The 13200-nt window shown below is 71.6% G+C and carries 12 protein-coding genes; 3 read left to right on the forward strand and 9 right to left on the reverse strand.

What is annotated here, in order from left to right:
* Positions 1-119 precede the first annotated feature (119 nt).
* Together ACIRF9_RS05145 and ACIRF9_RS05150 are read right to left on the reverse strand one after the other, a co-directional pair.
* Complete coding sequence (locus ACIRF9_RS05145; RefSeq protein WP_403816557.1) at positions 120-1568, reverse strand: alkaline phosphatase PhoX; 1449 nt, start codon at positions 1566-1568, stop codon at positions 120-122.
* A 414-nt stretch (positions 1569-1982) separates the two neighbouring features.
* A complete protein-coding gene (locus tag ACIRF9_RS05150) occupies positions 1983-3413 on the reverse strand; it encodes a hypothetical protein (protein ID WP_403816559.1) in 1431 nt (476 codons plus the stop codon).
* 260 nt (positions 3414-3673) lie between these two features.
* Between ACIRF9_RS05150 and ACIRF9_RS05155 the strand changes: the two genes are divergently transcribed.
* The gene (locus tag ACIRF9_RS05155) at positions 3674-5500 is read left to right on the forward strand and encodes an endonuclease/exonuclease/phosphatase family protein (protein ID WP_403816562.1); all 1827 of its coding nucleotides are present in this window, start codon (positions 3674-3676) and stop codon (positions 5498-5500) included.
* 14 nt (positions 5501-5514) lie between these two features.
* Here ACIRF9_RS05155 and ACIRF9_RS05160 read toward each other — a convergent pair whose 3' ends face one another.
* The 4 genes from ACIRF9_RS05160 to ACIRF9_RS05175 all read right to left on the reverse strand — a co-directional run bounded on the left by ACIRF9_RS05160 (position 5515) and on the right by ACIRF9_RS05175 (position 8109).
* Positions 5515-6258: an SRPBCC domain-containing protein gene (locus ACIRF9_RS05160; RefSeq protein ID WP_403816565.1), complete on the reverse strand. Its 744-nt coding sequence runs from the start codon at positions 6256-6258 to the stop codon at positions 5515-5517.
* Positions 6259-6281: 23 nt separating this feature from the next.
* The gene (locus ACIRF9_RS05165) at positions 6282-6893 is read right to left on the reverse strand and encodes an ArsR/SmtB family transcription factor (protein ID WP_403816568.1); all 612 of its coding nucleotides are present in this window, start codon (positions 6891-6893) and stop codon (positions 6282-6284) included.
* Between the two features lie 131 nt (positions 6894-7024).
* On the reverse strand, positions 7025-7708 hold the full coding sequence (locus ACIRF9_RS05170) for a DUF3618 domain-containing protein (protein WP_403816571.1): 684 nt from the start codon (positions 7706-7708) through the stop codon (positions 7025-7027).
* Positions 7705-8109: a phage holin family protein gene (locus ACIRF9_RS05175; protein WP_403816574.1), complete on the reverse strand. Its 405-nt coding sequence runs from the start codon at positions 8107-8109 to the stop codon at positions 7705-7707. Before ACIRF9_RS05175 ends, ACIRF9_RS05170 begins: the two co-directional genes overlap by 4 nt.
* A 202-nt stretch (positions 8110-8311) precedes the next feature.
* On the opposite strand from ACIRF9_RS05175, the gene dapA reads away from it, so the two are divergent.
* Positions 8312-9211 (forward strand): 4-hydroxy-tetrahydrodipicolinate synthase, encoded by a 900-nt coding sequence (gene dapA / locus ACIRF9_RS05180; RefSeq protein ID WP_403816576.1) that lies wholly within the window; start codon positions 8312-8314, stop codon positions 9209-9211.
* A 21-nt stretch (positions 9212-9232) separates the two neighbouring features.
* Here the strand turns inward: dapA and ACIRF9_RS05185 are convergent, their stop codons facing one another.
* Both ACIRF9_RS05185 and ACIRF9_RS05190 read right to left on the reverse strand, forming a co-directional pair.
* Entirely contained in the window at positions 9233-10453 is a 1221-nt protein-coding gene (locus ACIRF9_RS05185; protein ID WP_403816579.1) for a WD40 repeat domain-containing protein, read from the reverse strand.
* Positions 10450-11007 (reverse strand): SigE family RNA polymerase sigma factor, encoded by a 558-nt coding sequence (locus tag ACIRF9_RS05190; protein ID WP_403816582.1) that lies wholly within the window; start codon positions 11005-11007, stop codon positions 10450-10452. Before ACIRF9_RS05190 ends, ACIRF9_RS05185 begins: the two co-directional genes overlap by 4 nt.
* A 140-nt stretch (positions 11008-11147) precedes the next feature.
* Between ACIRF9_RS05190 and ACIRF9_RS05195 the strand changes: the two genes are divergently transcribed.
* Entirely contained in the window at positions 11148-11651 is a 504-nt protein-coding gene (locus ACIRF9_RS05195; RefSeq protein ID WP_403816585.1) for a hypothetical protein, read from the forward strand.
* 59 nt (positions 11652-11710) lie between these two features.
* Here ACIRF9_RS05195 and dapD read toward each other — a convergent pair whose 3' ends face one another.
* Positions 11711-12700, reverse strand: a complete 990-nt coding sequence (gene dapD / locus ACIRF9_RS05200; protein WP_403816587.1) for a 2,3,4,5-tetrahydropyridine-2,6-dicarboxylate N-succinyltransferase — start codon at positions 12698-12700, stop codon at positions 11711-11713.
* Positions 12701-13200 lie beyond the last annotated feature (500 nt).

Here is a 13200-nt window from a genome sequence, read left to right on the forward strand (position 1 = left end):
CGGCGCTGGATTCTTTGGAAGAAGTAGCCGCTGCCTTCGCACCGGGAGGTGCGCTGTTCGTGATCTCAATCTAGGAGACGCAGCACGGGTGTCGCGAACTATTTAACGACCGCTTTCCGTCAGCGCTTCTGGCGCTTCCAGGGGCCCGTGATCGCCAGCATGATTCCCGGGTCCTGGATGTTGGCGAAGAGGGTCCTGCCGTCGGGGGAGAAGGTGACGCCGGTGAACTCGCTGTACTCCGGGTCCTCCTCGGTGCCTATGTTGAGGTCGTTGCGGGCGATCGGGTAGGTGCGGCCGCTGTCGGTGGCGCCGAAGAGGTGCTGGATGCCCTCGCCGTCCTCGGCGATGACGAGGCCGCCGTACGGGGAGACCGTGATGTTGTCCGGGCCGTCGAAGGCGCCGTCGACGGACGGGTCGGGGTTCACGCCGAGCAGGACCTTCAGGGTGAGGGTGCGGCGCTTGGGGTCGTAGAACCAGACGGCGCCGTCGTGCTGGACGGGGCTCTCGCCGCGGGCGTACGAGGACACGATGTACGTGCCGCCGTCGCCCCACCACATGCCCTCCAGCTTGCGGGCGCGGGTGACCTGGCCGTCGATGAACTGCTTGCGGACGGGCGTGGTCCTCGCGTCGCGGTCGGGGACGGTCACCCAGTCGACGCCGTACACGGTGCCGATCTTCGTGGCGCGGGAGAGGTCGTCCACGAACTGGCCGCCGGAGTCGAAGCACTTGAAGGCCTCGAGGACACCGGCGTCGTCGGCGAGGGTGCGCAGCTTGCCGCGGCCGTGGCAGAAGCCCTCCGGCGGCGTCCAGCGGTAGAGGAGGCCGTTGGGGCCGGCGGCGTCCTCGGTGAGGTAGAGGTGGCCGCGCTTGGGGTCGACGACGACCGCCTCGTGGGCGTAACGGCCCAGCGCCTTGATGGGCTTGGGGTTCTTGTTGGCGCGGCGGTCCTCGGGGTCGACCTCGAAGACATAGCCGTGGTCCTTGGTCATGCCGTTCTGGCCGGCCTTGTCCTCGGTCTCCTCGCAGGTGAGCCAGGTGCCCCAAGGGGTGTTGCCGCCCGCGCAGTTGGTGGAGGTACCGGCGATGCCGACCCACTCGGCGACATGGCCGCCGGGGCGCACCTCGACGACCGTGCAGCCGCCGGACGCGGCCGGGTCGTAGACCAGGCCCTCGGTGAGCGGGACGGGGTACTTCCAGGCCGACCGGGGGCCCTTCAGTTCGTGGTTGTTGACCAGGAGGGTCGCGCCGCGCGGGCCGTCGAAGGTGGAGGTGCCGTCGTGGTTGGAGGGGGTGAACTCGCCCGACTCCAGCTTGGTCCTGCCGCTGTAGGTGATGATCCGGTACTTGAATCCGGCGGGCAGCGCGAGGATGCCGTCGGGGTCGGGAAGCAGGGGGCCGTAGCCGACGCCGCCGTGGTGACCGGCCGCGGACTCCTCCGTCGCGCTCTCGGTCTCCGTGGAGGCGAGGGCGTTCGGCGCGGTGGCGAGGGCGCCGACGCTGCCCGCCAGTGCCACCCCGGCACCGGTGAGCGCGGATTGTCTGGCGAAGTCCCTGCGGGTGAGCGACATGGTGTCTCCTGAGACGGTGGGTGTGCCGTGGAGGGTGGCGGACCTCGGTTCGGCGACACCGTCCCGCCCATGCCTGAACGGGAGTTGAACGGGGGGCGGCGTCCGGGTACCCGGTTCCATGAATCCGCACGGATCCGGCCACGGCTTCCCAAAGCCGCCCCGGCCGCCCCTGGGTCGTGTCCGCAAAGTCCCGTCGTCCGCCCGAAGGGCGGGCCCCGCGGTGTCCGGTGCGTGCTCTCGGCGTGCCGGGCGGGCACCCGCGTACTGGTTGTACTCGGGTGTTCGCCCGGTGCGGCGGTGGGGGTACCTCCCGCTCGAGCGAAGCCGAGAGGGGGGAGCGTGCCGGGCGTCGCGGGGCTGGGGGCACCCCCTCTGGGGGAGGGACTTTGCGGACACGACCTAGGGGGTGCCCGCTCAGTGGCCCTGCTGCGACCTCGCCTTGAAGGCCGCCTTGCGGGCCTCCTTCGCGATCCGCTTGTCGGGATGCAGGCGGCCCATCGCCTCCAGGACGTCCGGGGTCGCGGGGTGCTCGACGCGCCAGGCCGCCGCGAAGAAGCCGCTGTGCTGCTGGGCGAGTCCCTCGACGAGGGCCTGGAGCTCCTCGGAGTTGCCCTCGGCGGCGAGCTGCGCGGCCAACGTGTCGATGGTGAGCCAGAAGACCAGCTCCTCGGACGGGGCCGGTACGTCCGTCGCGCCCAGCTCGGTCAGCCACACGCGGGCGAGGCCGCCGAGCTCGGGGTCGTCGAGGACCTCGCGTACGGCGGGTTCGGCCGCCGCGCCGACGAGCGAGAGGGCCTGCTGGCAGCGGAGCCGGCGCAGCGGTGCGCCGGGGTCGGAGCCGCGGGCGGCGGAGAGCAACTCCTGTGCGGCGGCGACGGGTTCACGGTGGGCGAGCCACTGCTCGGTCTCGGCGCGGGCGGCGTGCGGACCGTACCCGGCGCTGCCGTCGAGGAGCGCGTCGGCGCCCTTGTCGGAGAGTTCACCGACGGCCGGGGCCTGGAAGCCGGACTCCAGCAGGCGCGCCCGTAGCCCGTACAGGCCGAGCGGGGTGAGGCGGACCATGCCGTAGCGGGAGACGTCGGTCTCGTCGACCGGGCCGGCGGCGGGCTCCTCGTCGGGGTCGCCCATCAGGGCCTCGTCGACGGGCTGGTAGGCGACGAGCCCGATGGGCTCCAGGAGCCGGAACTGGTCGTCGAGGCGCATCATCGCGTCGGAGACCTGTTCCAGCACGTCGTTGGTGGGCTCGCCCATGTCACCGGGGACGATCATGGAGGCGGCGAGCGCGGGCAGCGGGACGGGGCTGTCGCCGGGGCCGTCCTCGCTGGCGGTGAGCAGGTAGAGGTTGCCGAGCACGCCGTCGAGGAACGCGGCCTCGCGCTCGGGGTCCCAGTCCAGCTGGGAGAAGTCGACCTCGCCGACGGCGTCCATGGCGTCCATCAGTTCGTCGAGGTCGGGTACGGCCGCGTCGGCGATGACGGCCTCCAGGGCGGCGAGCCAGACGGCGAGGACGTCGTGCGGGGTGCCGGCGGTGAGCAGGCCCAGGTCCTCGCCGGCCGTGACGGTGCCGGCCTCCTCGTCGGCGATCACGACGAGTCCGGTGTCCACGGCGATCCGCCAGGCCTCGCTCGCGTAGGCGGCCGCGTCGTCCCCGGTCAGTCCGAGCAGCTCGGCGGCGTCCGGCAGCTGCTCGTCGACGAGTCCGCCGCCGGCGTCGACCCGGGTGTCGGGGCCGGCCCAGCGGGCGAGCCGGGCGGCCCGGGAGAGCAACGGCGTGGACAGCGCGTCGCGCGCCAGCTCCGCTTCGGGTTGCAGCCGTACGGGCGGCAGGGGGGAGCTGTCTGACATCGGCGGGTTCTCCTAGGGCGTCGTACCACTCAGGCGTTCAGCCTAGAGGGATTTCGACCCATCCCGTCCGGTTCATCTCCTCGTCGGGAGCCATACATGGCTCAATCCTTGACAACTGGCCTGATCAAGCAGGAGATTGACGCGCGTAGAAGTCGGGGGAACGACTGTTCACTCATTTCTGCGCGCCTTTCTACGCGCGTCATACGCGCTCACGCTCCACCCTCGTCCCGGCGCCCACGTATGTCCCCGGAGGGATCCCGTTGCCGAGCATGAAGTCCGCGCGCGTCGCCGCGCTCACCGTCGCCGCCGTCTGTTCCGCGGCGTCCACTGTCGTCCTCACCTCCCCCGCGCACGCGGACACGGTGGCCGTCCATGACATCCAGGGCACGACCCGGATATCGCTGTACGCCGGCCAGGCGGTCACGGGGGTGACCGGAATCGTCACCGGCGTACGCACCTACGGCTCCTCCAGAGGCTTCTGGATCCAGGATCCGAACCCGGACGCCGATCCGGCGACCAGCGAGGGCGTCTTCGTCTTCACCAGCTCCACCCCGAAGGTCGCGGTCGGCGACGCGGTCACCGTGAGCGGCACGGTCTCGGAGTTCGTCCCGGGCGGCGCCGCCTCCGGCAACCAGTCGGTCACCGAGATCGTCAAGCCGACGGTGACGGTCGTCTCCAGCGGCAACGCGGTCCCGGCGGCCACGGTGATCGACGCCAAGTCGGTCCCGGCCGCCTACACCCCGGCCGGCGACAGCGCCGCGAACAACTCGGTCAACGGGCTCACCCTGGAGCCGAAGAAGTACGCCCTGGACTTCTACGAGTCCCTGGAGGGCATGAACGTCCAGGTCGCCGACGCCCGGGTGGTCACCGCCACCGACCCGTACAGCGAGCTGTGGGTCACGGTGAAGCCGCGGGAGAACGCGAACCGGCGCGGTGGCACGGTGTACGGCTCCTACACCTCGCAGAACACCGGCCGGCTGCAGATCCAGTCGCTGGGCGCGACGGCCGACTTCCCGGTCGCGAACGTGGGCGACACCCTCATCGGCACCACCACGGGTCCGCTGGACTACAACCAGTTCGGCGGCTACACACTGGTCGCGAGCACGCTCGGCACGCTGAAGAGCGGTGGCCTGGAGCGGGAGACGACCGAGAAGCAGAAGAAGGGCGAGCTGGCGGTCGCGACGTACAACGTCGAGAACCTCGACCCGTCCGACGCCACGTTCGAGGAGCACGCCTCCGCGATCGTGAACAACCTGAAGTCGCCCGACATCGTGTCCCTGGAGGAGATCCAGGACAACAACGGCGCGACGAACGACGGCACGACCGCCGCCGACGTCACCGTGAACAAGCTGATCGACGCGATCGTGGCGGCGGGCGGCCCGAGGTACGACTGGCGCTCGATCGACCCGACGAACAACACCGACGGCGGTGAGCCGGGCGGCAACATCCGTCAGGTGTTCCTGTTCAACCCGGAGCGGGTGTCCTTCACGGACCGCGCGGGCGGCGACGCCACGACCGCCGTCGGGGTGACCAAGGTGCGCGGCAAGGCGCAGCTGACGGCGTCCCCGGGCCGTATCGACCCGGCGAACACCGCGTGGAACGCCAGCCGCAAGCCGCTGGTCGGCGAGTTCGCCTTCCGCGGCCGTACGGTCTTCGTGATCGCCAACCACTTCAACTCCAAGGGCGGCGACCAGTCGCTGCACGCGCAGTACCAGCCGGTGGTGCGCAGCTCGGAGACCCAGCGTCACCAGCAGGCGACGCTGGTCAACGCGTTCGTCAAGGACATCCTCGACACGCAGAAGAACGCGGACGTCATCGCGCTCGGCGACATCAACGACTTCGAGTTCTCCGGCACCGCGCAGATCCTCGAGGGTGACGGCGAGCTGTGGTCGGCGATCAAGTCGCTGCCCAGGAGCGAGCGGTACACCTACGACTACCAGGGCAACCAGCAGGTCCTGGACCAGATCCTGGTGAGCCCGTCGATCCGGCGGTCCTGCGACTTCGAGTACGACAGCGTGCACATCAACTCGGAGTTCCACGACCAGATCAGCGACCACGACCCGCAGGTGCTGCGCTTCGAGCCGTAACCGGGCGGTCGTTCTCAGGGCCGGCTGAACACGCCGTTCAGCCAGCCCTGCCAGGCGTCCTCGTTGGCCTTGGCGTCGGCGTCCGCGGCGAAGTCGTGGACGCTGACGCCGACCGGCGCGCCCCAGTGGTTGCGTCCGAAGACACGGATCAGGGCGTCGTCGGTGCGCAGTCCGACGAAGTACGGGTTCCGGTAGTCGAGCACGGCGTCGAACTCCCGCGGACCGCGGACCGTCACCCGGGCCCCCGCCGTAGCGTCCTCCGCCAGCCCCAGCGCCCGCTCGACCTCGGTGAGCGCCCCCGGGGTGATCGAGGCCTCGGGGCCGTTGAGCTGGGCGAACGTGACGGGGCGGGGCGCGAAGTGGGTGAGGTACTCGCGCAGGGTGTGCAGATAGAAGTCGGTGTGCCGGCTCGCTCCGTCGTACTGGTTGTCCCAGTCGTCGGTGAAGATCCCGCTGTGCACGTACCGCACCCAGGCGCGCCGGCCGCCGTCGCGTGACTCGATGACGTGCTCGAGCTGGTTCACGCTCTGGATGGAGAAGCCGACGTCCTCGCTGCGGATGGTGAGGTGGTGCGGCGGGTCGTAGGCGGTGACCGTCGATCCGAAGGCCGCGCTGCCGCCGACCTTGGGCTCGGGCGGCTCCATCGGCCACAGGTATCCCCCGGTGCCGTTCGTGATCGCTTCCCACACCTCCTCGGGGGTGGCGTCGACATCGAACTCGCGGACGATCTCGAATGCCTTTTCCTTGTCCTGCGACATGGTGAGCTCCTCGACTGGGCTTGTTACTCGGCAAGTTCAGGGGTGGTGGCCGGATCCTTGACCGTGGGGTGCACGGCCACGACGATCCGGTGGTCGCGGCCGCCCTCGGCATCGGGGGCGTCGTACTTGCGGACCAGGGCGCCGACCCCCGCCGTCAGTTCCTCGATGAACGCGGCGCGGTCGGCGGCGGAGGCGAAACGGACCTCGCCGTCCAGCGCGTAGGTCGCCAGCCGTTTGCGGGCCTTCGTGGCGCCGGTGATCAGCGAGCCGACGTCCCGCACCAGACGGGCGCCGAGCGCGAGCAGCCAGCGCGCGGAGAGCTGGTCGCGGAAGCGGTCGGGGTCCGGCTGCACCTCGGCGAGGGCGAGCGGGGAGATCACGTACGAGGCGGCGGTGGCGCGCATCAGCCGCTCGGTGACATTGCCCTTGCGGCGCTCGTCGGCCAGTTCGACCAGGCCGTGCCGCTCCAGGGCCTTCAGGTGGTAGTTCACCTTCTGCCGCGGCAGCCCGACCTTCCCGGCCAGCATCGCCGCCGAGGCCGGCCCCGCGGCCAGCTCGGCCAGCAGTCGGGCCCTTATGGGGTCCAGGGAGACGGCGGCGGCCTCCGGGTCCTCGATCACGGTGACGTCCAGCATGCGTCCACCGTCTCACCGAAAACTTTTTTTGTCCAGGAGGACTGAGTTTTCGGTGGAGGGCGCGAGGCAGGACATGAGGGGGCCCGGCACCCGCGTCTCGCGGATGCCGGGCCGGTGTTCCCCGCTCGCGCCTACCGGTGCTCGGCCCGGCGCCTCCCGAGGATCCCCGCCGCGACGAGCGCCACGCCCGCCGCGCCGACGATCACGATCGGCTTGGGGTGCCGCATCGCGAACCGCACGGGTCCGCGGATGGGGGCCGGCACCTCGCGCTCCGCGGTGCGACCCGCGCGGGTGGCCTTCCCGCGGGCGGTGTCGCTCGCCTGAAGGGCCTTGTCCTGGGCGGTGTGCCCGGCGCTGAGGGCCTTGTCCTGAGCGGTGTGGCCCGCCCTGAGCGCCTTGTCCTGGGCGGTGTGCCCGGCGCTGAGGGCCTTGTCCTGAGCGGTGTGGCCCGCCCTGAGCGCCTTGTCCTGAGCGGTGTGCCCCGCCCGGAGGGCCCTGTCCTGGGCGGCGTGGCCCGCGTGGGCCGCCCGCTCGTGAACCGCGTGGCCCGCCCGGTTCGCCCGTTCCTGCACGGCGTGACGGGCATGCGCCGTCCTGTCCTGGACCGTCTGGCCGGCCTGGGCCGCCGTGCTGCGCAGCTGTACCGTCATCGCGCCCGCGCGGTCCCGGAAGTCCGCCGCGCGGGCCCGGGCCCGGCCGCGCACGTCCGTCTTGCCCGCCAACTCCTCGACCGTGGCGCCCAGTTGGCTCCTGGTGCGGGCTATCTGCCGACGCAGGTGCGCCGCCGTTTCCCTCGCCGTTTCCCTGTCCGTCATCGATGCGCCCTTTCCCTGATCTCCTCGACGTCGGCCCTGACGCTGCCGAGGGTCTCCTCGGGGGTGGGGGGTGCGGCCCGGCGCAGTTGGGCGCGGCCGGTCGCGGCCAGCAGGCCGGCGATCGCGAACAGCACCGCCGTGACGATGAGCGCCGAAGCCCACACGGGCAGCGTCAGCGAGAGGGCGGCGACGGCCGTGCCGGCGAGGGCCAGCAGCCCGGCGTAGGCGAACGCGCCCGCGGCGCCGAGCAGTCCGCCACCGCGCCCCGCCCGCCGCCCTTTCTCGGCGAGTTCCAGCTTCGCGAGGGCGAGTTCCTGTCGTACGAGCCGGGAGAGCTGTTCGGTGGCCTGGCTGACGAGTTCACCGACGGTGTGGTGCCCGGCTGGACGTGTCACGGTCACGGTGTTCCGCCTCCTCTCGTGTGCGGGACACCGGGTACCCCGGCCCGTGCCCGCTATCCCCGCGGCGAGTTCGAGGACGGCGACCGACCCCGGCTGCCCCGGCCTCGCGGCGTGGAGAGGCTTCGACTTCTCAGCTCCCCTTATGGATATCTCGTAGAAGATTTAAGTGGAGCTTCACTGTAACGGGGCCGAGACTACTGGCATGACGAACGCAGCTTCCATGAACCCGCCTTTCGGCCGTGCCCTCTGCGCGATGGTCACGCCCTTCACCGGGTCGGGCGCGCTCGACGTCGACGGGGCGCAGCGGCTCGCCGCGTGGCTGGTGGGGCGTGGCTGCGACGGGCTGGTGCTGTCCGGGACGACCGGTGAGTCGCCGACCACCTCGGACGCCGAGAAGGCGGAGCTGGTCGCGGCGGTGCGGGAGGCGGTCGGCGACCGGGCGTCCGTCGTCGCGGGCGTCGGCACCTTCGACACCCGGCACACGGTCGAGCTCGCCCGGTCCGCCGAGAAGGCGGGCGCGGACGGGGTGCTCGTCGTCAGCCCGTACTACAGCCGGCCTCCGCAGGACGCCCTGGAGGCGCACTTCCGGGAGGTCGCCGACGCCTCCGGGCTACCGCTGATGCTGTACGACATCCCCGGCCGCACCGGCACCCGGATCGAGCCGGAGACCCTCCTGAGGCTCGCCGATCACCCCCGGATCGTCGCCGTCAAGGACTGCTCCTACGACTTCCTGGGCGCCCAAAAGGTACTGGCTCAGACCGAGTTGGCGTACTACGCGGGGTGCGACGAGCACAATCTCGCCCTGTACGCGGTGGGCGGTGCGGGATATGTCAGCACGGTCGCCAACGTCGTACCGGAGCAACTCCGGGCGGTCCTGGACGCGTTCGAGGCGGGCGACACCCCCGTGTCCGCCCGCCTCCAGCAACGCGCCACGCCGCTCATCGAGTTGATGATGGCGGCGGGTCTGCCCGGCACGGTCACCGCCAAGGCGCTCCTCAACGCACTCGGCCTGCCCGCGGGCCCGGTCCGCGCGCCGCTGCGCCCCGCCGGCCCTGAGGCGGTCCGCGCGCTGCGGGCGGCCTACGACCGGCTGGTGGAGTGACCCGGCACCCGGGGGCGCGGGTCACCGGTCCGCGAAGACCGGCGCCCAGCGGCCCAGGGTGTTGTCCTTGGTCGAGCGGAAGTCGCTGAGCGGCACGACCTCGTCCCTGCCCGGCGTCACCAGGACCAGCCGCTGGTGGTACTCGTTGCCGTCCTTGCCGATGTCCCAGGCGATCAGCGAGGAGTCGTCGGCCCACGCGAGCAGCTGCTGGCCGTGCGTCTCGGTGATCGTCTTTCCGGTCCTCGGGTCCAGGATCCAGGACGACGTCTTGTACTTCTTGCCCGCGAAGTCGCCGGCGAGCTGCTTGCCGTCGGGCGAGAGGCCGGCCTCGACGTACCACCGGACGTACTTCCCGTCGGCCGGCGGGTTCGTCTCGGCGCCCTTCCGGTCGTAGTACTGGTAGCCCGGCGCCATGGGCGTACCGGCCCAGACGAGGCTGCCGTCCCGGCTGAAGGCGAAGTCCTGGCGGTTGTTGATGAAGTCGGGGTCCCCGGCCCCGCCGCCCAGGTCGACCCGGCTCCACTCGCTCTTGCCGGAGGCCACGTCGACGACGAAGAAGCCGGTCCGGTGCGGGCTCGTGGACTCGGTCTCGAAGCCGCCCCCCTCCAGTTTCTTAGGGATGGGCTGCAGGTCCGGGTTCTCACTGTAGGTCGTCGCGACGAGTTCCCGTCCGTCGTGGGAGAACGCGAGCCCGCCCACGGTGTGATCGACCTTGATCCACCGCTTGACCTCGCCGCTGGCCATGTCGAGCAGGCCGATCCGGCTCACCGGCAGGTTCTGCTCCAGGACGGCGGCGGTCTTCAAGCCCGGGGCGACGGCGACCCACGACCACTTGGTGGTCTTCACGTACTTCTTCGTCACCGGGTTCAGCAGCCAGTACGTGCGCGTCGCCACCTGCGTCTTCTTCGACTGCGGGACTTGAGTCGTCCCGTAGTAGGCGGCCAGCGCCGTCCCCCCGGCGGCGATCATGTCGCGCGGCGGCGACTGGTCCGGCTGCGCGCTGATCCGGTTCGGCGGGATGACGTCCGCGGGGCGCACGTCCGTGGTGCCGCCGGAGTCCAGCCTCGGCACCGCCACGGCGATGCCCACCACGGCGGCGGTCGCGACGGCGACGGTCGCGATCCGGCGGGTACGGCGGCGCCGGCGCAGGGTCAGCACCCGGTCGACGAGCCCCGGCACTGCCGCCGTCTGCTCCTCGGCCTGTTCACGCAGGGCGTCGCGCACGAGTTCGTCGACGTTCACGGACGCACCTCCACGGGCGAGAAGTCACGGGACGGCGGCTGCTCGGCGTCCGCGGGGCCGAGGGCGGCGAGTTCCGGCGCGAGGGAGCGCAGCCGGGCGAGGGAGCGGTGCGTGGTGGACCGTACGGTGCCCACCGAGCAGCCCAGGAGCCGCGCCACGTCGGCCTCCGGCAGGTCCTCGAAGTAGCGCAGCACGAGGACGGTGCGCTGGCGGGCGGTCAGCCGGGACAGGGCCGCGCGCATGACCACGCGCAGCTCGGCGGCGGAGGCGGCGTCCCGCTCGGCGCCGGGTTCCGGTGGCTCGGCGACGCTCACCTCCCGTCGGCGCCACTTCAGCCGCCAGCGGCTGATCTGCTGGCGGTACAGCACCTGACGTACGTACGCCTCGGGCTCGTCGATGCGGTGCCAGCGGCCGGCGGCCTTGGCCAGGGCGTTCTGGAGCAGGTCCTCACCGGCGTGCCGGTCGCCGCCGCTGAGCAGGACGGCGGTCCTCAGCAGCGCGGACGACCTACTGTCCACGAACTGTCGGAAGCTCTCCAGTGCCTCGGCATCCATCGTCACCTTCTCTTCCCCCGGGAGCGGACCCACTGCCCGGTCCCCATGCCCCTTGTGACGCTCCCGGCCCCGCACCGCTATGCCTGCGGTCCGCAGAAAATTCCGGGACCGCCGCGCGGCTGCCGTCCTACGGTGGGCACATGAGCCGGCCGCTGCTGTACCTCGACGTCGACGGGCCTCTCAACCCGTACGCCGCCAAGCCCGAGCGGCGCCCCGCCGGCTATACGACGATCAGGGCGTCCGTGCGGCCCGGCCGTCCTCTGCGGGTCTGGCTGAACCCCGGGCACGGCGCGGCTCTGCTGCGCCTCCCCTACGACCTGTGCTGGGCCACGACCTGGATGGCCGAGGCCAACCGCTGGATCGCGCCCATGGTGGGGCTGCCCGAGCTGCCGTACGTCGACTTCGGCGCGGCGCTGTTCGCCGAGCGGGGCGACGGGGTCCACTGGAAGACGGAGACCCTCCTCTCCCATGCGGCGGGACGTCCCTTCGCCTGGGTCGACGACGAGCAGTCGCCCGCGGACTCCGCCTACGTCGCCGCCCGCCACCCCGCCCCGGCGCTCTTGCATCTCGTGAGCCCGCGCCTTGGGCTGCGGGACGACGACTTCGCGACGTTGTCGGCGTTCGCGGCCGCTGTGGCCGCGTGACCTCTCCATACGACGAAGCGCCCTCCCCGTCGGCGGGAGGGCGCTTCCTGCTGCGTGCGTCAGTTGTGGCTGTGCAGGATGTCGTTCAGGCCGCCCCAGACCGCGTTGTTCGGGCGGGCCTCGACCGTGCCGGTGACCGAGTTGCGGCGGAAGAGGATGTTGGAGGCGCCGGAGAGCTCGCGGGCCTTGACGATCTGGCCGTCGGGCATCGTCACGCGGGTGCCTGCGGTGACGTAGAGGCCGGCCTCGACCACGCACTCGTCGCCCAGGGCGATGCCCACGCCCGCCTCGGCGCCGATGAGGCAGCGCTCGCCGATGGAGATGATGACGTTGCCGCCGCCGGAGAGGGTGCCCATCGTGGAGGCGCCGCCGCCGATGTCCGAGCCGTCGCCGATGATCACGCCGGCCGAGATGCGGCCCTCGACCATCGAGGTGCCGAGGGTGCCGGCGTTGAAGTTGACGAAGCCCTCGTGCATGACGGTCGTGCCCTCGGAGAGGTGCGCGCCGAGGCGGACGCGGTCGGCGTCGGCGATGCGGACGCCCTTGGGGGCGACGTAGTCGGTCATGCGCGGGAACTTGTCGATGGACGTCACCTGGAGGTGCAGGCCCTCGGCGCGGGCGTTCAGGCGGACCTTCTCGACGTCGTCGACGGCGACGGGGCCGAGGGAGGTCCAGGCGACGTTGGCGAGGTGGGCGAAGATGCCGTCCAGGTTCTGGCCGTGCGGCTTGACCAGGCGGTGGGAGAGGAGGTGGAGGCGGAGGTAGACGTCGTGCGCGTCGAGGGGCTTGGCGTCGAGGGAGGCGATGACCGTGCGGACCGCTACGACTTCCACGCCTCGGCGGGTGTCCGGGCCGATCGCCTTGGCGGCGCCTTCGCCGAGGGCGGCGACCGCTTGCTCGGTGGTGAGGCGTTCGGTGCCGGAGGGACCGGGCTCTTCGGCGAGCTCGGGGGCGGGGAACCAGGTGTCGAGGATCGTGCCGTCGGCGGCGATGGTGGCGAGGCCGGTGGCCACCGCGCCGGTGGTGCTCGGAGCAGTCGTGTCGGTCATGGGAAAAACCTAACCGGACGAAGAGTGCGGAGGCTAACCAGCGGGGCGGCGTCTCATGTAGCGGGCCAACGGGGCAGGAAGTGGGGCGTCGGGGCCGTGGCGGTACGTCGAGCCCGTCGCGCGTCGGGCGCACTGCCACCCGCTGCCACAGTCCGACGGGGCAGAGACGAGCTGAGCGACGGGCTGCGACGTACGGCCACGGCCCCTCCCGCCGTCTCCCGGCTTTCCCGAGTGGGTGGTTTGGCGACGGTCGGTAGTCCACTTCCGCCGTCTCCCGGCTCTCCCGAGCCCGCCACAACCCACCACCGCCGTCTCCCCGCTCTCCCGAGCCCGCCGCAACCCGCCACCACCGTCTCCCCGCTCTCCCGAGCCCGCCACAACCCACCACCGCCGACTTCCGGCTCTCCCGAGCCCGCCACAACCCACCACCGCCGACTTCCGGCTCTCCCGAGCCCGCCGCAACCCACCACCGCCGACTTCCGGCTCTCCCGAGCCCGCCA

The organism is Streptomyces sp. NPDC096132 (assembly GCF_044763345.1).
Classification (GTDB): Bacteria; Actinomycetota; Actinomycetes; order Streptomycetales; family Streptomycetaceae; genus Streptomyces.

Coding starts and splice junctions, on each gene's coding strand:
- ACIRF9_RS05160 (WP_403816565.1), bottom strand. CDS start 6,258: ATGTCGCAGGACAAGGAAAAGGCATTCGAGATCGTCCGCGAGTTCGAT.
- ACIRF9_RS05165 (WP_403816568.1), bottom strand. CDS start 6,893: ATGCTGGACGTCACCGTGATCGAGGACCCGGAGGCCGCCGCCGTCTCC.
- ACIRF9_RS05190 (WP_403816582.1), bottom strand. CDS start 11,007: ATGGATGCCGAGGCACTGGAGAGCTTCCGACAGTTCGTGGACAGTAGG.
- ACIRF9_RS05195 (WP_403816585.1), top strand. CDS start 11,148: ATGAGCCGGCCGCTGCTGTACCTCGACGTCGACGGGCCTCTCAACCCG.
- dapD (WP_403816587.1), bottom strand. CDS start 12,700: ATGACCGACACGACTGCTCCGAGCACCACCGGCGCGGTGGCCACCGGC.
- ACIRF9_RS05145 (WP_403816557.1), bottom strand. CDS start 1,568: ATGTCGCTCACCCGCAGGGACTTCGCCAGACAATCCGCGCTCACCGGT.
- dapA (WP_403816576.1), top strand. CDS start 8,312: ATGACGAACGCAGCTTCCATGAACCCGCCTTTCGGCCGTGCCCTCTGC.
- ACIRF9_RS05170 (WP_403816571.1), bottom strand. CDS start 7,708: ATGACGGACAGGGAAACGGCGAGGGAAACGGCGGCGCACCTGCGTCGG.
- ACIRF9_RS05150 (WP_403816559.1), bottom strand. CDS start 3,413: ATGTCAGACAGCTCCCCCCTGCCGCCCGTACGGCTGCAACCCGAAGCG.